Origin of the sequence: Nonomuraea sp. NPDC048916, assembly GCF_040649575.1 — a bacterium.
Taxonomy (GTDB): domain Bacteria; phylum Actinomycetota; class Actinomycetes; order Streptosporangiales; family Streptosporangiaceae; genus Nonomuraea.
In genome coordinates, this window is sequence record NZ_JBEZFS010000007.1 from 1 (window position 1) to 19,523 (window position 19,523).

At 70.1% G+C, this 19,523-nt stretch carries 23 protein-coding genes and 1 tRNA gene; 11 read left to right on the forward strand and 13 right to left on the reverse strand.

Annotated features, from left to right (window positions below):
• Positions 1-168: 168 nt before the first annotated feature.
• Positions 169-489 (forward strand): hypothetical protein, encoded by a 321-nt coding sequence (locus AB0C16_RS08475; RefSeq protein WP_357680359.1) that lies wholly within the window; start codon positions 169-171, stop codon positions 487-489.
• A 59-nt stretch (positions 490-548) separates the two neighbouring features.
• Here AB0C16_RS08475 and AB0C16_RS08480 read toward each other — a convergent pair.
• From AB0C16_RS08480 to AB0C16_RS08500, 5 genes are all read right to left on the reverse strand, one after another.
• Positions 549-621: transfer RNA gene (locus AB0C16_RS08480), tRNA-Ala, on the reverse strand.
• Between the two features lie 15 nt (positions 622-636).
• Positions 637-1,365 carry an HAD-IA family hydrolase gene (locus tag AB0C16_RS08485; protein WP_357680361.1) on the reverse strand — a complete coding sequence of 243 codons (729 nt, stop codon included), beginning with the start codon at positions 1,363-1,365 and terminating at the stop codon, positions 637-639.
• Positions 1,366-1,381: 16 nt separating this feature from the next.
• The gene (locus AB0C16_RS08490) at positions 1,382-1,501 is read right to left on the reverse strand and encodes a DLW-39 family protein (RefSeq protein WP_020542320.1); all 120 of its coding nucleotides are present in this window, start codon (positions 1,499-1,501) and stop codon (positions 1,382-1,384) included.
• A 280-nt stretch (positions 1,502-1,781) separates the two neighbouring features.
• Positions 1,782-2,300, reverse strand: coding sequence for a universal stress protein (locus tag AB0C16_RS08495; RefSeq protein WP_357680363.1), 519 nt, complete (start codon positions 2,298-2,300; stop codon positions 1,782-1,784).
• A 132-nt stretch (positions 2,301-2,432) separates the two neighbouring features.
• Positions 2,433-3,122 carry a hypothetical protein gene (locus AB0C16_RS08500; protein WP_357680365.1) on the reverse strand — a complete coding sequence of 230 codons (690 nt, stop codon included), beginning with the start codon at positions 3,120-3,122 and terminating at the stop codon, positions 2,433-2,435.
• A gap of 144 nt (positions 3,123-3,266) precedes the next feature.
• On the opposite strand from AB0C16_RS08500, the gene AB0C16_RS08505 reads away from it, so the two are divergent.
• From AB0C16_RS08505 to AB0C16_RS08515, 3 genes are all read left to right on the forward strand, one after another.
• Positions 3,267-3,803: an MFS transporter gene (locus AB0C16_RS08505; RefSeq protein WP_357680367.1), complete on the forward strand. Its 537-nt coding sequence runs from the start codon at positions 3,267-3,269 to the stop codon at positions 3,801-3,803.
• A gap of 66 nt (positions 3,804-3,869) precedes the next feature.
• The gene (locus AB0C16_RS08510; RefSeq protein WP_357680369.1) at positions 3,870-4,412 is read left to right on the forward strand and encodes a copper chaperone PCu(A)C; all 543 of its coding nucleotides are present in this window, start codon (positions 3,870-3,872) and stop codon (positions 4,410-4,412) included.
• Positions 4,412-5,659: a Dyp-type peroxidase gene (locus AB0C16_RS08515; protein WP_357680371.1), complete on the forward strand. Its 1,248-nt coding sequence runs from the start codon at positions 4,412-4,414 to the stop codon at positions 5,657-5,659. The genes AB0C16_RS08510 and AB0C16_RS08515 overlap by 1 nt, the downstream gene beginning before the upstream one ends.
• A 25-nt stretch (positions 5,660-5,684) precedes the next feature.
• Here the strand turns inward: AB0C16_RS08515 and AB0C16_RS08520 are convergent, their stop codons facing one another.
• Positions 5,685-6,176 carry an MSMEG_6728 family protein gene (locus AB0C16_RS08520; RefSeq protein WP_357680373.1) on the reverse strand — a complete coding sequence of 164 codons (492 nt, stop codon included), beginning with the start codon at positions 6,174-6,176 and terminating at the stop codon, positions 5,685-5,687.
• Between the two features lie 254 nt (positions 6,177-6,430).
• Here AB0C16_RS08520 and AB0C16_RS08525 point away from each other — a divergent pair, with 254 nt between their 5' ends.
• Positions 6,431-6,853, forward strand: a complete 423-nt coding sequence (locus AB0C16_RS08525) for an Hsp20/alpha crystallin family protein (protein ID WP_357680375.1) — start codon at positions 6,431-6,433, stop codon at positions 6,851-6,853.
• A gap of 139 nt (positions 6,854-6,992) precedes the next feature.
• Here the strand turns inward: AB0C16_RS08525 and AB0C16_RS08530 are convergent, their stop codons facing one another.
• Complete coding sequence (locus AB0C16_RS08530) at positions 6,993-7,568, reverse strand: cupin domain-containing protein (RefSeq protein ID WP_357680377.1); 576 nt, start codon at positions 7,566-7,568, stop codon at positions 6,993-6,995.
• A gap of 151 nt (positions 7,569-7,719) precedes the next feature.
• On the opposite strand from AB0C16_RS08530, the gene AB0C16_RS08535 reads away from it, so the two are divergent.
• From AB0C16_RS08535 to AB0C16_RS08555, 5 genes are all read left to right on the forward strand, one after another.
• Positions 7,720-9,057, forward strand: a complete 1,338-nt coding sequence (locus AB0C16_RS08535) for an FAD-dependent oxidoreductase (RefSeq protein ID WP_357680379.1) — start codon at positions 7,720-7,722, stop codon at positions 9,055-9,057.
• Positions 9,058-9,076: 19 nt separating this feature from the next.
• Complete coding sequence (locus tag AB0C16_RS08540; protein ID WP_357680381.1) at positions 9,077-9,313, forward strand: hypothetical protein; 237 nt, start codon at positions 9,077-9,079, stop codon at positions 9,311-9,313.
• A gap of 54 nt (positions 9,314-9,367) precedes the next feature.
• Entirely contained in the window at positions 9,368-9,859 is a 492-nt protein-coding gene (locus AB0C16_RS08545) for an MSMEG_0572/Sll0783 family nitrogen starvation response protein (RefSeq protein ID WP_357680383.1), read from the forward strand.
• Complete coding sequence (locus tag AB0C16_RS08550) at positions 9,859-10,692, forward strand: amidohydrolase family protein (protein ID WP_357680385.1); 834 nt, start codon at positions 9,859-9,861, stop codon at positions 10,690-10,692. Before AB0C16_RS08545 ends, AB0C16_RS08550 begins: the two co-directional genes overlap by 1 nt.
• Positions 10,693-10,784: 92 nt before the next feature.
• Entirely contained in the window at positions 10,785-11,198 is a 414-nt protein-coding gene (locus tag AB0C16_RS08555) for an OsmC family protein (protein ID WP_357680387.1), read from the forward strand.
• A gap of 100 nt (positions 11,199-11,298) precedes the next feature.
• On the opposite strand, the gene AB0C16_RS08560 is transcribed toward AB0C16_RS08555, so the two are convergent.
• The 6 genes from AB0C16_RS08560 to AB0C16_RS08585 form a co-directional block, all read right to left on the reverse strand.
• Positions 11,299-12,738, reverse strand: coding sequence for a DUF1116 domain-containing protein (locus AB0C16_RS08560; protein WP_357680389.1), 1,440 nt, complete (start codon positions 12,736-12,738; stop codon positions 11,299-11,301).
• Positions 12,725-14,308 carry an argininosuccinate lyase gene (argH, locus tag AB0C16_RS08565; protein ID WP_357680391.1) on the reverse strand — a complete coding sequence of 528 codons (1,584 nt, stop codon included), beginning with the start codon at positions 14,306-14,308 and terminating at the stop codon, positions 12,725-12,727. The genes AB0C16_RS08560 and argH overlap by 14 nt, the downstream gene beginning before the upstream one ends.
• A complete protein-coding gene (locus tag AB0C16_RS08570) occupies positions 14,305-15,237 on the reverse strand; it encodes a pyridoxal-phosphate dependent enzyme (protein ID WP_357680393.1) in 933 nt (310 codons plus the stop codon). Before AB0C16_RS08570 ends, argH begins: the two co-directional genes overlap by 4 nt.
• Before the next feature lie 206 nt (positions 15,238-15,443).
• Positions 15,444-16,646: an adenylosuccinate lyase family protein gene (locus tag AB0C16_RS08575; RefSeq protein ID WP_357680395.1), complete on the reverse strand. Its 1,203-nt coding sequence runs from the start codon at positions 16,644-16,646 to the stop codon at positions 15,444-15,446.
• Positions 16,643-17,611, reverse strand: coding sequence for a hypothetical protein (locus AB0C16_RS08580; protein WP_357680397.1), 969 nt, complete (start codon positions 17,609-17,611; stop codon positions 16,643-16,645). The genes AB0C16_RS08575 and AB0C16_RS08580 overlap by 4 nt, the downstream gene beginning before the upstream one ends.
• Complete coding sequence (locus AB0C16_RS08585) at positions 17,608-18,453, reverse strand: phosphosulfolactate synthase (protein ID WP_357680399.1); 846 nt, start codon at positions 18,451-18,453, stop codon at positions 17,608-17,610. Before AB0C16_RS08585 ends, AB0C16_RS08580 begins: the two co-directional genes overlap by 4 nt.
• Before the next feature lie 80 nt (positions 18,454-18,533).
• Between AB0C16_RS08585 and AB0C16_RS08590 the strand changes: the two genes are divergently transcribed.
• Positions 18,534-19,493 carry an AIR synthase related protein gene (locus tag AB0C16_RS08590; protein WP_357680401.1) on the forward strand — a complete coding sequence of 320 codons (960 nt, stop codon included), beginning with the start codon at positions 18,534-18,536 and terminating at the stop codon, positions 19,491-19,493.
• The last annotated feature ends 30 nt before the right edge of the window (positions 19,494-19,523 follow it).

The following is a 19,523-nucleotide window of genomic DNA, read 5'->3' on the forward strand; positions in this document are numbered from 1 at the left end:
ATTGTCGGCCGACTCTCCCTGTTCCAGCATGTGCACAGCGTGCAGTCGCTCCTCGAACGTGGCCCGCCGCCCCTTTAACGCCATGCATTCATGATCTCACAGAATGTAATTCCATGGGTCCAGAAACCCATAATCTCCTTAGATCATCTATAAGAAATGAATTCGATCATGCTCGCCGCCATGGCCGGCCGTGTGCCGCAGGAGGAAGCGGACGCCCTGGTCCGGCTGCGTGACCGGCTCGTGAGTCTGGGCGTCAACGCCGAGCTGCGGGACAACAACAGCGCGCTGATGGTGCACCGGCCTGAGCCGGGCATGCCGGTGTGGGTGTTCGTCGGTTACGGCGGCGCGTACTACTCCTGGCAGAACGCGGAGAAGCGCCATCCGGTCGATGATGTGGAGGGCGCGGCGAACGTCTTGGCGGAGGCAGAGCAGGCCAAGCGTGAGAAGCGAGATGACGACGGCAGCTCAAGAGCGGCCCCCGCAGGCTAATGGCCCGTTAATGGCCCGAACGCCCCGCACCGTGATCGGTAGCGGGGCGTTTTTCGAGGTGGAGCCTAGCGGATTCGAACCGCTGACATCCTGCTTGCAAAGCAGGCGCTCTGCCAGCTGAGCTAAGGCCCCTTCGACGAAGATAGCTTACCGGGCTGGGGCCGGTATGTGGTGCGGGCCCAGGTCGTCGCTGAGGATCAGGCCGGGGAAGTCGGCGATCGAGTCGAGTATGTGGGTGGCGCCGCCCTTCTGGAGGCGTTCGCGGCTGTGGACGCCGGTCATGACGCCGACCACGACGGAGGCGCCGGCTCGTCGGCCGCTGAGCATGTCGCTTTCGGAGTCGCCCACGACGGCTACCTGGCGTACGTCGTCGATGCCGAGTTGGAGGACGGCGTGCAGGATCATGTCGGGCCAGGGGCGGCCGCGGCCGCCTGCGTCTTCGGGACAGATGGCCAGGTCGATCCTGTCGTCCCAGCTGAGGACGCTCAGGACGCGGCTCAGGGTGGCGCGGCTGAAGCCGGTGATGACGGCGAGTTTGACGCCGGAGCCGCGGAGTTTTTCGAGGACTTCGAGCACGCCGGGCATGGGGATGAGCCCTGCCCGTTCGAGGGCGCCCTCGTAGGATCGCTCGAACGTGAGGTTGGCCGCCTGGGCCTGGGCCTCGTTGTCGGGGAAGATCCCCCGGAAGACATCTATCTTGGGGCAACCCCGGGACCGGTGCACGTGAACCATGGCTCGCGCGTACGCTCCGGTCCCGGGGACTATGCCCTGGGTGGCTATCGCCTCGGCGAAGGCACGCTCGACCATGGCGATGTCACCGACTGTTGTGCCGGCCAGGTCCAGGCACGCCAGTTTGATGGGGACGACGTCACTCATCGCCTCGCCAGGTCGGTTAGTTCTCGCTGCCGGTGGCCTCGGTCCAGAGATCGAGCTCGGCGCGGTCGGCCTGCACTTTGCGCCAGATCAGCAGCCCCCCAAGGGCGATCAGCGCCAGAACAAGCAGCTTCTTCACGGTGTGACCCCACTTCTTCGACGGTCTCACCTGCCGGGGTGAGACCCAACGGTTGACAGCAGCCTAGCAAGGGATGGCTGCGGTCCTGTGTTGCGCACGAACCAGATGTATCGGATGTGCGATGTTGAACCAGGCTGTCCCTGGTGGGAACGGCTATGACCCGTCCTATCTTGGACAACATTTGGATCATGCCAAACAAGGCGGCCCGGGTCGAACCCGGCTCTGGTGCCGTCGGTCGGGGGCCTGCGCCTCTGCGCCCGTCTCGCTGCTCGGGCAGTCGCTAGAGGTGTCGTCGGCTCCAGAACCGCCTGGCCCGCTCTCCCGACAGCTCGGGCTCGTCGGGGGGCGAGGGCTGCTGCACGATGACCACCGTGGTCTTCGCGTGGCGCGCGCAGTACATGCTGGTCGAAGGCAGGAACATCCGGCTGAGCAGGCCCCGCCGGCTGCGGCCGAGCACCAGCAGGTCGCCCTCGCGGGCCAGGTCGACGAGGTGGTAGCCGGGGTCGCCGACCCTGCCGACCACGAACGTCGTGAGGTCTTCGGGCATCCCGCCGGCCACGTCGTCGAACACGGTCGCGACCAGCTCGGCGCACCTGGCCTCCTCGCCGGCCCTGATCGTGTTCTGCACGGGCAGCGCTTCGGGGAACGGATGCACCGGCGCCCGGCTCACGTGCACGGCGACGAGGGCCATCCGGTGCAGCCTGGCGGCGCCGATGGCCCAGGCCAGGGCCCAGCGTGAGGCGGGAGTCTCGTCCACCCCGACGATCAGCCTCGCTCCGCCGGGCAGCTCATGATCCACGGCGCCTCCTTGGAGAGGTACTCGACCATAGTGCGCCCGGCCGCCGGTTACCTGGAGGTGGCACTTTGCGAACTCCCGGGCTCTTCACAAAAGGGGCATCGCGGTGCGGTGCCCGCCGTGTTACGCCTCGTTTCACGCCAGCGCCAGCAGGCCCTCGAACAGCACCTTGAGCTCCTGGTCGTCGAGTGCGTGGTACGGCTGCGCGGCCCGGCGGTTGGTGTCGTCCTCTATCCGGTCGCGCAGCGGGCCGGCGCTGAGATCGACGATCCCGGCGACCGTGAGTCCGGCCGCGTGCCAGGCGGCGGCGTGGGCGTCGGCCCGGTGGTAGCGGAGCGCGGCGAGGCGGTTGAACAGCAGCACGCCCGCGGGGGTGCCCTCCGGCTCGTACGGCGGGGTCATGACCGCGAAGGCGCCGCCCGGGTCGGGTTCGGCGGCGTCGAGGATCCTGCCCGCGAGAGCGGCGAGCGTCTCCAGGTCGTGGGTCGTCCAGATGCGCCGGGTGGCGGCGGCGTGGGCGGCGTAGAGGCCGTCGATGGCGGCGAGCGCGGCGGGCGTGGGGCGCAGGGCGCCTTCGCCGTCCTCGATCAGGGTGCCCTGGCGCAGGTGGTCGCTGATCTCGGCGTCCAGCTCGGCGGCGTTGCCGTACCGGTAGACGGCGGCGAGCGAGCCGCGGGTCAGGGGGCCGAGCGGGAGCCTGTAGCGCAGGTCCATGAGCAGGCCGTCGGCCCCGGTGCTCGCCGAGGCGTGGACGTTGATGTGCACCGCGTTGATGACCGGGGCGATGGTCGCGGCATACGTCGACAGGTCACGAAATTTCGGCATTGGGGGTCATTATGCCGTGACTCGCACTGCCCGTCTTGGTCGTCCGGGAAAGGGATGGAAGTAGCCGGCCGATCTCGTCAGGGCCGGTCTTCGCAGGTGGGCCGATCGGGGGGCGGGCCTTCTACGTGCCATGATGGCCGCGAGATGTCCGCCTCGCTGCCCTTCCGCCTCGCGCGCACCTCGGCCTTCGCCGTGGTGTGCCTCGGGCTGGGCGTGGCGGCGCACACCTTCGGCGGGGGCGACGTCGCGCCTCCCGCGATGGCCGGCGCGCTCGGGCTGGGGTTCGCGGTGGCCTATCCGCTGTCCGGGCGCGAGCGCACGTTGCGGTCGATCCTGCCGGTGCTCGGCGCGCTGCAGGCCGTCATGCACGTCGTCTTCTCGGTCACCGGCGACGGGTCGCCGGTCGCGGTCCACGCACATTCGGGGCTGGTGCCGGGGCTCGGCATGCTGGTCGCGCACGGGTGGGCGATCGGGCTGACCGCCCTGTGGCTGGCGCGCGGCGAGGCCCTGTTCTGGGCGCTGCTGCGCCGGCTGGCCATACGCCTGCTGGCCGTGTTCCTGCCCGTCCCGTGGACTCCCTTCCTCTCTCCCTGTACGGCCGAGCCGCCGGTGCTCCGCTCGGCCGTGCTGCGGCATGTGGTGAGCCGGCGAGGTCCGCCGGTGGTCGTCGATTCCCTCTGACAATTCGTCATTTCGACCACCACGCCCGGCGCGGCCTGCCGTACCGGGTGGAGAAAGGCCTTTCCCGTGTTCTCTCGTCATGTCCTGGCGTTCGCCTGCCTGTTTGCCCTGACCGCGTGCGGGGCCCAGCAGGGCGGCGCCGTTTCCTCACCGGCCGCCGACGCGCCGGTTCAGGCCACCGCTCCGGCTCAGGCCGCCGCCCCGGCGGGCGCCGGGCTGTCCATCACCGACCCCTGGGTGAAGACCACCAAGGAGGGGATGACGGCCGCGTTCGGGGTCCTGGTCAACGACTCCGACGCCGAGGTGACGGTCGTCTCGGCCGGTTCGCCGTTGTCGCCCACGGTCGAGCTGCATGAGGTCGTGGAGTCCGGCGGCAAGATGGTCATGCGGGCCAAGAAGGGTGGCTTCGTCATCCCCGCCCACGGCACCCACCAGCTCGAACCCGGTGGTGACCACATCATGCTGATGGGCGTCACCGAAGAGGTGAAGCCGGGCGCGCGCATTCCGTTCACGCTCACGGTCAAGGACGGGAAGCCGCTGGAGTTCACCGCCGTCGGCAAGGACTTCGCCGGGGGCAAGGAGGACTACCACCAGGGCATGGATCACTGATGGCGGCCGGAATCAGCCGGCGGAGGCTGCTGGCCGGCGGCGCGGCCGTCACCGGCGGCGCCGCCGTGACCGCTCTGGCCGCGGCGGCTCGGGACGCCGGACCGGCCGGCGGCGTCCCGGCCACCGGGCGGTCCGCCCCGGACGCCCCAGGCGCGTCGGGCGGGTCGGCCGGTTCGGGCGTCAACGCCGCGACCGTCAGCGCGTCGGCCGTCGAGCCGTTTGACGGTGTTCACCAGGCCGGGATCGCCACGACCCCGCAGGCGCACGCCGTGTTCGTCGGGTTCGACCTGCGGCCGGGCACCGGCAGGGAGGCGGTCGTACGGCTGATGCAACTGCTGACCGACGACGCCCGCCGCCTCACCCAGGGGCGGCCGGCCCTCGCCGACACCGAACCCGAGCTGGCCACGGCCCCTGCCCGGCTGACCGTCACGTTCGGGTTCGGCCCGGGGCTGTTCGCCGCCGCGAAGGTGCCGTCACCTCTGGCGCCGCTGCCGTCGTTCACCACCGACGAGCTGGACGAGCGGTGGAGCGGCGGCGACCTGCTGGTGCAGATCTGCGCCGACGACCCGATCACGGTCGCCCACGCGCTGCGGATGATCGTCAAGGACGCGCGGTCCTTCACCCGGGTCCGCTGGACGCAGCGCGGCTTCCGGCGCAGCGCCCACGCGCAGGCGCCCGGCACCACGCAGCGCAACCTGATGGGCCAGTTGGACGGCACGGTCAACCCCGCGGACCTCGACCGGGCCGTGTGGATCAGCGACGGTCCCGCGTGGTTGCGCGGCGGGACGACGCTGGTGCTGCGCCGTATCCGGATGAACCTGGAGTCATGGGACGCCGCCGACCGGGTGGCGAGGGAGTTCACGATCGGCCGCCGCCTGGACACGGGCGCCCCGCTGACGGGCCGGGCCGAGCATGACGAGCCCGACTTCGCCCGGCTCAACCGGCTCGGCTTCCCGGTCATCTCGGAGTACGCCCACATCCGGCGGGCTCGTACGGAGGATCCCGGGCTGCGCATCCTGCGCCGGCCGTACAACTACGACGAGGGATTGACCGCGGACGGCACGTCCGACTCCGGGCTGATCTTCGCCTCCTACCAGGCGGACATCGGTCGCCAGTTCGTCCCCGTGCAGCGCAGGCTGGCGGAGGGTGATCTGCTCAACGAGTGGGTCACCACGGTCGGCTCGGCGGTGTTCGCCGTCCCGCCGGGGTGCGCGGCGGACGGGTGGATCGGAGACCGGATGCTCTAGGCGAAAGGACCGGAGACCGGATGCTCTAGGCGAAGCCGCCGGGCAGGCAGGCGGGCGGGCGGTCCGAGGAGGGCCAGACGTAGTCGAGGTCGTCCGGCTCGGGGCCGAAGATGGGGCCGTAGAAGTCGGGGGCCTTGCGCAGGAGGGCGGAGCGGTGGCTGCGGTGCAGGCCGTCGTCGCCGAGCCAGGGTGGCAGCTCGCCGGCCTCTTCGAGCTGCGGCTGGGTGCGGACGCTCGCCCTGCCGCAGTGCTGGGCCAGCTCCCGCGCCAGCGTATCGGCGCAGGTGTCGGTGCGGCCGGTGGAGCACCAGTGGTGGCACACCTCGAAGCCGTAGCGCACCAGGGCCTCCTCGTAGCCCGCCCACATCCGCACCGCCGGGTGGTGTCGCCAGCCGTAGCCGGGAACGGTGAGCGCCCGCAGGATCTGCAGGGCCTCCACTCGCTGCTTGCCGAGCCGCAGCGGGTCGAGGACCTGAGCGGTCAGCGCGAAGTCCGGATAGGGGAGAAAGGTCTGCATAAGCCTCCTCGCTCACATGCCCGCGATCAAGCTCCCATGTCGCTCCTTCCGCAGGTCAGGGCGGTCGAAACGTTCTGACGGCCGCCTAGGTGGCCGGGTCCGTCCGGCTCGTTCGCGGTGGCGGCGCCGATGTGCCCGCCGGCCTGCCACAGGCCGGCGGTCACTCCCGTGGGATCGGCGGCGATGCGCGGATGTTCTTCCGGATCCTGGGCAGAAGCGACAAAAGGAACAAAACGGATAGCCAGGAGGTGCCGATGGGCAAGCTAGCACGCCAGGAACCGCGGAGCCTGCTTCCCGAGATCCTCGACTGGATGGAGGCCCCGTTCGCGGGCCTTCGCCAGACGGCCGGACACCCGCTCCGGATCGAGGACTGCATCCAGGGCGACAGGTACGTGCTCCGCGCGGAGCTGCCCGGGATCGACCCCGACAAGGACATCGAGGTCACCGTCAAGGACGGGATCCTCACCATCCACGGCGAACGTCAGGAGAAGGAGACCGAGGAGCACCGCACCGAGTTCCGCTACGGCTCGTTCACCCGATCGGTGTCGCTGCCCGCGGGCGCCGACGAGAACGACGTCAAGGCCGTCTACGACAAGGGAGTCCTCGAGATCAGCATGAAGCTCTCCGAGAAGAGTAAGAAGGGCAAGCGCATCTCGATCGAGAAGTCGAAATCCTGACGGGACACCTTTGGGGAGGCCACTGCGGCGAGTGGCCTCCCCCACGCCGGGCGAGGAGGCCGTCCCGTCCCGCCGATGCCGCTGAGGCGTCAGCGGGCCAGGTCGAACGCATCTATCCGTGGCGGAGCTCCGGAAGGGCTCACTGCTGCGGGCGGAGCGCCATCCAGATCGCCACGCAGTCTTCCTCGCCCGGATTGCGCCAGGAGTGCGGCTGCTGGGTGCGGAAGTGCAGGGTGTCCCCGGCGCTGAGCGGATAGATCGTGTCGGCGACCGTGAACACCATGCTGCCCGACATCACGTAGAGCAGCTCCTCGCCGGGGTGGCCCATCGGCTTGCTACCGCTGCTCGCGCCCGGCAGCACCGTCGCGACGGCCGCCGCGATCAGGAAGTCGCCGTACGGGCCGGTGATCCCGGCCAGATCGAGCCCCGCGTGCGAGGTGTAGATCGGGCGCCTGTTGGTGGACGAGGTGTGAACCGTCGGCAGATGGTCGTCGTCGTCCTCGACGAAGTACGACACGGGGAGCTCGAAAGCCGCGGCTATCTTGAGCAGAGTCGTGATGGTGGGGACCATGTCGGACTGCTCGATCTTGTGGATCGTGGCAGCGGACACATCAGCACGCTCCGCGAGCGATTGAAGCGAGTAGCCGTTCTGCTTGCGGAGCGCTTTGATCTTGGGCCCGATGCCGGACACGACTTCGGCCACTCGCGCGATCACTCAGCTCCTCCGATGAATTTACGCGTCCCTCGCGTTTCGCACCTGCCCTTGTACACACCTTGACGGTACCTCACGAGTACGTCAAGTATGGTGAATAGAAATTTGAGCATGCTCAACGCGCGTTAGATGCCCCGAGGGAGATCGAGCCGAGATGTCCAGGCGAATCGTAGTTATAGGCGGTGGAGCCGCAGGCATGGGTGCCGCAGGTGCCGCGAAGGGCACCGATCCACGCGCTGAGGTCATCGTCTTCACCGGATACGAGGACGCCGCCTACAGCCCGTGCGGGATCCCTTACGTCCACGGTCGCGAGATCGCCAGCTTCGAGTCGCTGTTCATGGCGACCAAGCAGCAGTACGTCGACCAGGGCATCGACATCCGCTACGAGACGACCGTCGCCAGCATCGACGTGAAGGCCAAGACGGTGACCACGACGGACGGGACCGTCGAGCGCTACGACTCCCTGGTGATCGCGACCGGATTCGACTACGCCGACCCGAACGTGCCGAACGGCGACCTCGGCGGCATCTACTACGTCAAGAACATCCGCCGGGCGATGGAGTGGGACAAGGTCCTCGACACGGTGAAGGCCGCGGTCGTCGACGAGGCGACGCCGCTGGGCGCCGAGATGGTCACCGCGCTCGCCCACCGCGGCATCGAGACCCACCTGGTCGACCCCGCCCCCTGGGCCATGTCGTCCGCGACCGACCCCGACATCATGAAGCCGGTCGAGGACTCCTGGGTCGAGATGGGGGCCAAGCTCCACTTCAACACCAAGGTCACCGGCTTCATCGGCGAGGGCGGCCAGCTGCGTGAGGTGGCCACGTCGGAGGGGAACATCAAGGCGGACCTCGCGGTGGTCGCCACGAAGAAGGTCCCCAACACCGCGCTCGCCACCTCCGTGGGCATCAAGACGGGCATGAGCGGCGGCCTCATCGTCGACGGGCGGATGCGCACGTCGGTGAGCGACGTGTTCGCGGCGGGCGACTGCACCGAGATCCCGCACGGCGTCTCGAACGTGCCGATCCAGGGGCTTTCCGGCAGCCACGCCTACGCCCAGGGCAAGGTCGCCGGAGTGAACGCCGCGGGTGGCACCCGCGAATACCAGGCCGTGTACGTGCCCTGGGGCATGGTGGCCGGCAAGTGGATGATCGGCGGGGTGTCCTTCAGCGAGACGCTGGCGACCGCCCTCGGCATCCCCTTCGTCGTGGGCAACGCGCAGGGCATCTCCCGGGCGCGCTACTACCCCGATGTGAAGCCGGTGAAGGTCAAGCTCCTGGCCGAGCCCGAGCATCTCCGACTGATCGGAGCCCAGCTCGTCGGCGGTGAGGGCATCAAGGAACGTGCCGACTTCCTCGCCATGGCCGTACGCACCGGGATCACGCTCAACGACCTGGCGACGATGGAGAACGTCTACAGCCCGCCGATCGGGGCGCTCAACGAGCCCATCTCGCTCGCGGCACAGAACGCTCTCGCGAACCTGGCGGGTTGAGATGGGACTGACTCGCTGGGTGCGCCAGACGTCTGAGCACTACCTGATGATCGACGCGCAGGACAAGGTGGCCAAGCGCCTGGGCACCCCCCGGCCCCTGCCGCCCCGTGGCGCCGAGATCTTCTGGCGCCGCGTCTACGTGCCGGTCTTCCACCGGCTGCCCCTGAAGCTGCGCACCGCGGTCATCGCGCGCATGCCGGGCAGCCATCAGAAGCCCTGGAAGCCACAACCACCATCACAAGGGCCCGCGATCTGACAGATACGGGCCGCCAGCTATAGAGCGAGCGAGTAGTACTCACAAAGGAGTGACATGTCCACCAAGACGGTAACCGTCGCGACTCCCGAGACCGGCGACGTTCTCTGGGACACCAGCGAGAAGGTTTTCGACGATATTCGGGCCAACGAGGGCGAGAAGGCGACCGTCTTCATCCACTCGGTACCGTTCGAAGGGTCCGTCTCCCTCGTCAACCTGATGACCTCCACGCGCCTGCAGCGCAAGGGATTCAAGCTGACCATCGTTCTCTACGGACCCGCCGTACTTCTCGCCGCCGCCGGTCGCGGTTACCCCGCGGTCGGCACCGAGGGCTTCCCGGGGAACCTGTCGGTCAACAAGCAGCTCAAGGTCCTCATGGACGAGGGCGCCACCATCTACGCCTGCCGGTTCGCCATGGGCGCGCTGTACGGCATGCGAGAGGACGACCTCATCCCGGGCGTCAAGGCGTTCAACCCGCTCGACGTCCTCGACTCCGCGCTGACTGCGTGGAGGGAGGGCCACTTCCAGCTCAACACTTGGACCATGTAATGAGCAAAGCACCGTCACGGCACGCCGACGCCCACCGGCATATCGGGGTTCTGCCCGCCTTCCCGTTCTACGGTGGGCCGCCCGTCAACCCGGATGTGAAGGCTCGTGCCACCATCGACGAACTGATCGCCGACCTGGACGCGGAGGGCACCGAGCGAGCTCTCGTGATCCCCAACTACGGGGTTCCCGACCCGAGCCACTCGTTCGCGCTCAACGAGCTCGTCGTCGAGGCGGCCGCCAGGGACGACCGGCTCCGCGCCGCCGTGTGGGCGTCTCCGCGACCACAGGACGCGGAGCTCACCGAGAAGGCGCTGACACTCGTCGGCGAGACCGGGGTGAAGGCTCTCAAGATCAGCTTCCTGCTCGGCGGGTCCGCGGAGGATCCCGCCTGTCAGGTCCAGCTGGACAAGATCTTCGCCGCCGCCAAGGCCAACGACCTCATCGTCCATGTGCACACCTCACCGGGTGCGGCCTCGGACATCGACAAGGTCGGCCAGCTGGTGGATCGGTACGCCGACGAGACGCCGATCCATCTGGTCCACTTCGGTGGAGGTGTGAGCGGTCACATCAAGCTCATCGGAACGCGGTTCTTCGACTGGATCGAGGCCGGCAAGAAGGTCTACACGGACCTGACCTGGTCCGTCGGCTTCGCGCCGTACTGGCTCGCCACCGAGATCGAGCGGCGCGGGATCGGCGGCGACCGCGTGCTGTTCGCCTCCGACCTGCCGTGGGGCGACTTCGCGGGTGAGTATCACCGCATGATCGAGGCCGTCGGCGACGGTGAGTTGGCGGATCTCGTCTTCTACGACAACTTCAACCGTCTATACAGCTGACTAGGAGAGGCCACGGGTCCTGGGGTTACGCCCCGGGGCCCGTGGCCTGTCCTCGGGAGAGCTGGTCGGCCGGTGCGCGGAAGGGAGCAAGATTGGCCAGGTCGGGAGCCTCGAACGAAGTCGTCGCGCAGTGGGAGGGCGGCTGGCGGGCGACCGTCACGGCCGGACCGTTCTCGTTCGCGGTGGACGAGCCCGAGGACATCGGCGGGACCTTCACCGGACCGATGCCGACCGAGTACTTCCTCGGATCGCTCGCGTCCTGCTACGCGCTGGCGCTGGCATGGTCCGCGCGCAAACGCGGGGTCGAACTGCCCGACCTGTCGGTCTCGGCCGTCGGAGAGTACGACGGCCCGCGCTTCAAGGAGATCAGGCTGACCGTGAGCACCAGCCTCCCGATCGAGGAGCTGGAACCGCTGCTCGCCCCGGCCTCGCGGGTCTGCTACGTCTCCAACACGCTGGCACACGTGCCCAGGATCGACGTACGGCAGGCCGACGTCTGCGCCTGACGGCCGGGGCAGGCGACCGGACCCGGGCACGGGACTCGGGCACGGGCCGCAAGGACAGGTGGCGAGGCGTGCTCCGCCCGGAGAACGCCTCGCCACCTGGTCAGGCCTCGCCGCCCAGTCTCGCGTCCAGCGCCATCAACGCCTCCACGAACGGCTGCACCGGCGCCGTGGCCACTCCGGCACCGACCTGACCGCTGCCGTCGGCGTTGTGCAGGATCCCCGTCGTCACCTGCGGGGTGATCCCCAGCTCGACGACCTTGCGCACGTCGACGCCCACCGGTGAGCCCTTCATCCCCCACACGGGAATCATGAATCGGCTCGAGTTGCCCACGCACACCTGGTCGAGCTGTCCGGTCAGCTCGGCGGCGGCCGCCATCGTCCCGCCGACGATCTGAGCCACCGCCGGCGAGCCGGCCGCCGCCGCGCCGCCGAGGCCGACGAGCTCCAGCACCGAGCTGTCCCCGATGTCCGGGGCGGCATCCGCCTCGCTCCGGCCGGGCTGGTAGAGCGCCCGCTCCACCATCGGCGCGGGCGCGACGTGCCAATCGGCGGACGGCCCGGCCAGCCAGGCGGCGAAGCCGGTCCCATTACGCGCCATGCCGGTCACGATCGAGCTGTCCTCGACCTCGGCGGCCCAGCCGGTCAGAGCCCGCGCGGAGGCCATGGCCAAGGTGAGGAACAGCAGGTGGTTGCCCGAGAGGAAGGTCGCCACCTCGGTCCGGCGGGGATGGTCCCCCGCCACCAGCGCGGGCAGCAGGTTGCGCAGCAGCAGGTTGGTCGCGGCCTGTGTCCGGACGTGGACGTCGTCGCCCATGGCGACCGCCTGCGCCGCCAGCGACATCACATCGACCGGCCCGGCCTCGGCCACCGCGGCGGCCAGCACCGGGCCGACCGCCTCCCGCAGCAGCACCAGGCGGGCGATCGCCCCGGGTGTGTCGCGGCCGAACCATGCGACGTCGCCCGGTCCCTGGCCGATCGGGGCGTAGGTGGTGATGCCGGCGTCGGCGAGCTCGACGGCCCAGACGGGCGTCCGCGGCCCCATCGCCGTCGCCATCGGCACCACCACGCCATGCGCGTTGGCCGGCTCCAGCCGTACGGAGCCGTCGCGAAGCAGCTCGTCGGCCTCCTCCGGGCTGCGCGCCCACCCCTCGGCGCAGACGGCGGCACGCATCGAACGGCGAAGCGGGTCCACCGTGTCCTCGATCGCGATGCGCGGCCCGCAGTGGAGCAGGACCCGGCCCTCGGCCAGGATCGGGATCACGTCGGCGGCGGTCCGCACCGCGACCAGCTGGGGCGCGCCCCGGTCCAGCCGCCGGAAGACCTCCTTGTTGGCGGCGTCGATCTTCGCGGTGTGCGGGCCGTACAGGCGGCGGAGGGCGGCGACCACCGTGGTGTCCCCGCCACCGGGAATCCGCCAGTCCACCTGGATCACCGGGCGCTTCTGCTCCGCGATCGCCTCGGCGAACAGAGGGAGGCCGATGTTGACGACGTTCACCTCCCGTGGAAGGCGCACCGGGATGGTGGTGTCAGTTGTGGTCATCGTTGTCTCCCTTGGTGTCGTTCCCCTCTACGGGGTCCCCCTTGATGAAGTTCTCCGCCATCGCGACCAGCGCGGCCTCGGCCTGTTCGAAGGCGCCGCGCTCGGCTCGCGCACGGCTCAGCAGCGAGGCCGCCTCGTTGACGCAGTCGGCGGCCATCGCCTCGACGACGGATGGCGCCGCCCCGCCGGCCAGCGTTCGCGTCTCCACGATGTGCCGCGGGTCGAGGATCTCGGTGAGGTCCCGGCCCTCCAACCCGAGCGAGATCCCGGCGTACTGCTGGGCCGCGGACTCCAGCCGGTTCGCGTCGAGATCGATGCCGCGCAACCCTTCCCGGCTCGCCTCGCGCACGGCGATGCCCACCACCTGGTAGGCGGTCCGGTAGTCCACGTGGCAGGTCTGCATGACGAACTCCGCGAGGTCCGTGGCCTGGCTGAAGCCGGACTCCAGGGCCTCCCACATCCGGTCGGCGTTCACCGTCATGCTGCGGATGACCCCGCTGGTCAACCGGGTCGTGCGCAGGGCCAGGTCCAGCGCGCGAGGGATCTCGCCGTACGCGTAGATCAGGTTGTCGCTGCGCGCCGACGGGCTCTTGCTGACGGCGAGGAATCCGGTGAGCCGACCGATCAGCGTGCCGGAGGCGCCGCGGATGATGGACAGCGCGTACGGGTTGCGCTTCTGCGGCATGAGAACGCTGGAGCGGCTGAACCCGTCGGCGATGGTGATGTAGTCGAACTCGTTGCTCGCCCAGATCTCCAGGTCCTCGGCCAGCTTGCTCTGCGTGGTCAGCAGGCTGGAGGCGTGCGACAGTGCCGCGATGAGCCCGTCGATCTGCCACATGGCGTCGCGGGTGTGCTGGATGAAGCCCTTGAAGCCGAGCAGGTCCGCGACCCGGCTCCGGTCGGCCAGCAGCCGGCTCCCGTTGACGCAACCCGCCCCGCCCGGGCTGGTGTTGACCCAGGCGAAGGCGTCCATGAGCCGCTCGGCGTCGCGCAGGATCGGGTAGGCGAAACTGACCAGGTAGTGGCCGAACGTCGAGGGCTGCGCGTGCTGCAGGTAGGTCTGGTCGGGCAGCCACGTCCTGGTGTTGTCGGCCGCGACCGCCGCGATGGCCTGCGCGAGCTCCGCCGACGCCTCGACCAGGTCCTCCAGGATGCTGCGCACGTACAGGCGCAGGGCGATGCGGACGGCCTCGCGCCGCGGCCGGCCCGCGTGCAGCCAGCCGGCGTCGTCGCCGATCTGGGCGGTGAAGTAGCGCTCCCGGGAGTTGTACGGCTCGCCGAACGCCGGGTCGTAGGGGAAGTCCTCGGCCGACGTCCGCACCGCCCTGAGCAGCACCCGCATGAGCTGCTCGGCGGCGGTGTAGGGGATCACCCCCCGCTCGTGCAGATCGACGAGGTGCGCGATGTCGGCGAGGTTGAGGCCGGCGTGCAACAGCGGCGAGTCGGCGTTCTCCAGCGCGAACCCGCTGTCGATCAGCTCCTGGGCCGGGCCGCCCACCGGTGGCCCCAGCCGGTCGAGCCCGCCCCGGTGGTGCGCCGAAGGCGCGGACGGCAGTCCGTCGTCGATCATCGTGTCTCCCATCCGGCGACGGCGTCGAGCAGGCCGCCGGTGTGCCAGAAAACTGTGGTCAGGTCGGGGTCATGGCGCCGTTCCCCGAGGATTCGCGGGAGGGCGCCCAGCGCTTTGGCGGTGTACACCGGGTCGAGCACCGTTCCCGAGGCGCGCAGCGCGAGCCGCGCGGCGCGCTCGCCCTCCTCGGAGGCCCGCGCGTGCCCGGGGCCGCGGGCGTCGTCGACGACGACATCCGCCGCGTGCGGGATGTCGGTGCCCATCAGCCGGGCGCAGCCTCCGGCGAGCTCGAGAACCCGCCGGGCGGCCTCGTCCGGCGGGCGGCTGACCGAGGCTCCTCGTATCAGCAGGTCGCGTCCCAGGGCCACGGCCCCGGACACCAGGCCGGCCTGCGTCCCGCCGGACCCGGTCGCCACGACGACCACGGCCGGGCCGTCGAGCTGGGCGGCGAGCTCCAGGGCGGCCAGGTGGAACCCGGTCGCGCCGAGCGGGGTCGCGCCGCCACGCGGCACGGTGTAGGGCACGTGGCCGTCCAGGGTCAGCTCGGCGGCCGCCCTCTCGATCGCGACGTCGACGAAGGCGCGGTCCGGGTCGTGGGTCCACCGGATCTCCGCGCCCCAGTGGGTGGCCGCCACCAGGTTGGGGTGCGAGATCCGGGAGGGCGATCCGGCGTAGACCAGGACGCAGCGCAGGCCCGCCCAGGCGGCGGCCGCCGCCGCGGCCTGGCAGAAGTTCGAACCGGGCGTCCCGCCGGTCACCAGAACGCTCGCACGGGACTCGCGGGCGGCCGCGATCAGCATCTCCAGTTGGCGCGCCTTGTTGCCGGCGACCGCGAAGCCGGTCAGGTCGTCGCGCTTCAGCAACATCCGACCGCGTACGCCCAGCGTCTCCGCCAGCCGGGGAGCCTCCCGAAGGGGCGTGGGCAGCACGGCCAGCTCGGCGCGAGGAGGCGGCGTTCCCCGGGTCCCCGATGTACCCCGGGTTCCCGGAGAGTCCTGAGTTCCCGGAGAGTCCTGAGTTCCCGGAGAGTCCTGAGTTCCCGGAGAGTCCTGAGTTCCCGGAGAGTCCTGAGTGCCCTGAGTGCCCTGAGTGCCCGAAGAGTCCTGAGTGCCCTGAGTGCCCTGGCGGTCTGGTGTCACGGCCATGAAGGCGACTCCTCTGCCTTGGCCTTTCGGGCGCGTGCCACGACCATGTCCACCATGTCGGTGGCGGCGCCGGTGTCGGAGGGATTCTGGGTGCCGCCCAGGTGGGCGCGCATGTTCGCCGCCATCCGGTCGGAGTGCACCTCGAGCCCCTCGACGAGCCGGACGGCGAGGGCGAGCGCCGTGCCCGCCAGCAGGCAGACCTCCGGCAGCGCGACCCATTCGGCCTTCCAGGCCCGCCCGTCGCGTTCGTGCTGGCTGACGACCGACTCCAGCAGCACCCCGGCGTTGGCCCGGACCAGGCGGGCGAGCGTGTCCAGGTGCTCGCTGCCCTCGGGATTGCGCTTGTGATGCATCGTGATGCTGCCGACCACCCCGTCAGGTCGCGGCTCTCCCAGCTCCCCGATCTCCGGGCGTTGCAGCTCGTAGACCTCTTCGCCGATCCGCGCCAGCGTGCCGGTGACCAGGGCGAGCACGCCGCCGAACTCCGCGATCCGGTCGCGGGCGCTCAACCAGGAGATGACCGGATCGGCCAGCCCGAGCTCGGCACAGAAGCGAGCCCGGATGGCGAGCCCGCGGTCGCCGTAAGCGACCAGGGTGCCGATGCCGCCGCCGAGCTGGGCGACGAGCCAGCGCGGGGCGCCTTCGCGCAGCCGGTCGAGATGCCGCCGGATCTCGTCCGCCCAGGACGCCGCCTTCCACCCGAAGGTGGCCGGCGCTCCCGGCTGGCCGTGGGTCCGGCCCGCGATCGGTGTCTCGCGGTGCGCCACGGCCAGGTCGAGGAGCCTGTCCTCGATCCGGCGCAGGTCCCGCCAGACGATGCCGCCGACCGCGCGCATCGCCAGCGACGTCCAGGTGTCGGTGACGTCCTGGACGGTCGCCCCGACGTAGACGTGCTCGCGGGCCGGCTCGGGAAGCACCCGGCGCAGTTCGTGGATCAGGCCCAGGGTCGAGTGCCCGGTCTCGCGGGTTCCGCGCGCGATCCGGTCCAGGTCGAGCCGGTCGACGAGCAGCTCGGCGGTGATGGTCTCGGCGGCCTCGGCGGGGATGAGGCCTTCCGCGGCCTGCGCCCGGGCCAGAGCGGCCAGCACGTCGAGCCATCCTTGCAGGCGGCCCTTCTCGTCGAAGATCTGCCGTAGCTCGTCGGTTCCCCACAGGTGCGAGTAGGCCGTCGAGTCCGAGATGCGCGCGCTCACGTCCGGTTCCCTCTCCACTCCTCGTCCGTACGGTGCTCCTCGTCCGTACGGCCTTCCTCGGCCTTGCGGTGCTCCTCGGCCGTGCGAAGCTCCTCGGCCAGCTCGGAGGCAGCCGCCAGCCCCGCCGAGACCAGGGTGAACGACGCCCCCCAGGGCACCACGACCGTGTCGCCGCGGGTCTCGATGTGCTCCTCCAGCAGGCAGCACTTGGTGAGCCGGGCCTCGCCGGGCGGAAGCGGCATGGTGGCCGCCAGGGCGGCCGGGCAGATGTCGATCTGCTCCACGCTCGACGCCCGGTCCGGATAGAAGTGGTCGTGGATCGCACGCGAGCGAGCGCAGCCGAGCAGCAACCAGTCGGCCTCGGGCGGCACCTCGTCGAGATAGGAGACCTCGGCTCCGGGGACCGTGATGCCGCCCCCGCGGCACGGGAGCAGGTAGTGGCCGGCGGGCTCGTGGGCGGCCATCTCCTCCAGGTCGACGACCTGTGGCACGCACTCGGTCGCGGGCAGCTCCTCGGCGGTGTCGAGTACGCGCCGCACCTGGTCCACCAGCTTCGCCGGCCAGGGCGGCGCGACGTCGAGCACGTGCACCCGGCGTGGAGCGGCGTCCAGGATGAAGTTGACGTGCCCGTAACGGCCGCGGACGACCACGCAGCGCGGGGCGTCGGCGAGGTCGGACGCCGCGCGGAGCAGCTGGCTGGGTATGGCGGTGTCGATGTCGGGCCGGTCGACGAGGACCGTCTCGTCCGGCGACGCCAGCACGCGCACCGCGGTGACGTCGACGAACAGCTCGTCCTCTCCTGCCTTGGTGAGCTCGACCAGCGCGAGCCTGTCCTCGTTGCGGGCCACGACGAACCGGGTCCGGCGGTATACCTGCCGGCTGAGGAAGAACCGCCGCAGGGAGCTCTCGTCGAGATCCACCCCGACGTCGGTGAACGCCACGGTGCGGTACTGATGCGGGATCAACGTGATTCCTCCAGTCCTGCGGGGGTCCCCCCGCTCGGAGGGAACGTTCCGATGGTGTCGGAGCGCAGCCCCAGGCGGAGTGTCTCCACCGCCAGGGCGTCGGCGGGCGGGATGTTGCCCAGGTTCACGTTCGCGCCGTAGCGCCGGATGAGCCACGCCTGCTGCGCGCGACGCGGGGCTTCGAACAGCACGGCCTCCAAGCCCACCGCCGAGACGACCACGTCCACGATCTCCGTACGCACCTCACCGGCCGGGTCGTACAGCCCGACGGTGCCGCTCTCGCGTCCCTCGGTCACCACCCAGTGTGCGCCCGCTTCCAGGTCGGCGCGCGCGTCGGCCCCCCACTGCGTGGCGGACGGAGCCGCGTCGGGATTCTTGACCCCGATCTCCGACAGGACGACGAACCGGGACGCCGCCGTGTTGATCATCTTGTCCTTTTCGTCGCGCGGTATCGCCACCGAGCCGCACGACACCTCTATGCACGGGAACCCCACCGACTCGGCCCAGTCCATGAACCTGTCCGCGACGCCCTGCTGCCACGACACCTCCAACAGGGTGCCGCCCGTGCAGGCCAGCACCTGGTGCTCGGCCAGCAGTTCGAGCTTGGCGTCGAGCGCCGGATCGATGTAGGCGGTCCCCCAGCCGAACTTCCACACATCGATGCTCGGGGCGGCGGATGCCAGCCGCAGCTCGGCCTCGGCCGCCGACATGCCGTTGTCGAGGACGTGGGAGACGCCACGTCGGCGGGGCTTGGCCGTGCGCTCCGGAAGCACAAGGAAGTCGGCGGTCCGCGAGGTCAGGCCGTGGACGGCTGTACGGTGGCGAACGGGGTGTCCTGTCACGGGAAAAGCTTCCTCACTAGAATGACGCTTTCAGCGCCTGGTACATCCACCGGCACCCACCACGTGGAAGAGAACTCGCCTTGCCGATCAACGACCTCGACCTCCAAGAACTGGCACACCGGGTGCGGAGCCTTCCGGCTGTCGCGGCCAAGAACGCCATCGAGGTGGTCGCCGACGTGTTCGGGGGCGGCGACTGGTGGTCCGGTCCTGGAGACGACGGAGCCGTCGTGCACGATCGGGGGCGCAATCTGATCGTCGGCGGCGAGGCGATGCTGCCCTCCTTCGTCGCGCAGGATCCCTACGGCGCGGGTGTGGCGGCCATTCTGGCGAACGTCAACGACCTGGCCGCCATGGGTGCCCGGCCGCTCGCGATCGTCGACACGATCGTCGGCCCGCGTGATGTCACCAGGCGGATCCTGGAGGGCCTGAAGTGGGCCGGCGAGCTGTATCAGGTGCCCGTGGTGGGTGGGCACCTCACCGAGACCGACGGCCCGCCGAGCCTGTCGGCGTTCGGCCTCGGCGCCGCGGAGAAGGTGCTGTCGGCGACGCACGCCGCCCCCGGCCAGGAGTTGATACTCGCCTGCTGCCTCGACGGACGCATGCGGGAGGACTTCCTGTTCTTCCCGTCGTTCGCGGAGCGGGGCGAGCTTCTGGCCGGCGACGTCCGCCTCCTGGCCGAGGTGGCGGAGTCGGGCGCGGCGGTGGCCGCCAAGGACGTCAGCATGGCCGGCATGATCGGCTCGCTGGCCATGCTGCTGGAGGCGAACAAGCTCGGCGTCGAGGTGGACGTGGACGACCTGCCCGTGCCCGCCGGAGTGCCGATCGCCGACTGGCTGGCCTGCTTCCCCTGTTTCGCCTTCCTGCTCACGACACCGGCTGAGAAGAGCGAGGAGTGCACCGCGGCCTTCACCGCGCGAGGGCTGACCGCGCGACGGCTCGGCACCCTGGACGACACCGGTGAGGTGCGCCTCCGCGACGCCTCCGGCTCGGCGGTCGTCTTCGATCTCAAGCGGGAGTCGGTCACCCGGCTGGGCCGCTGAGGCGTGCCTGGCCTGCCCGACATACGAAGT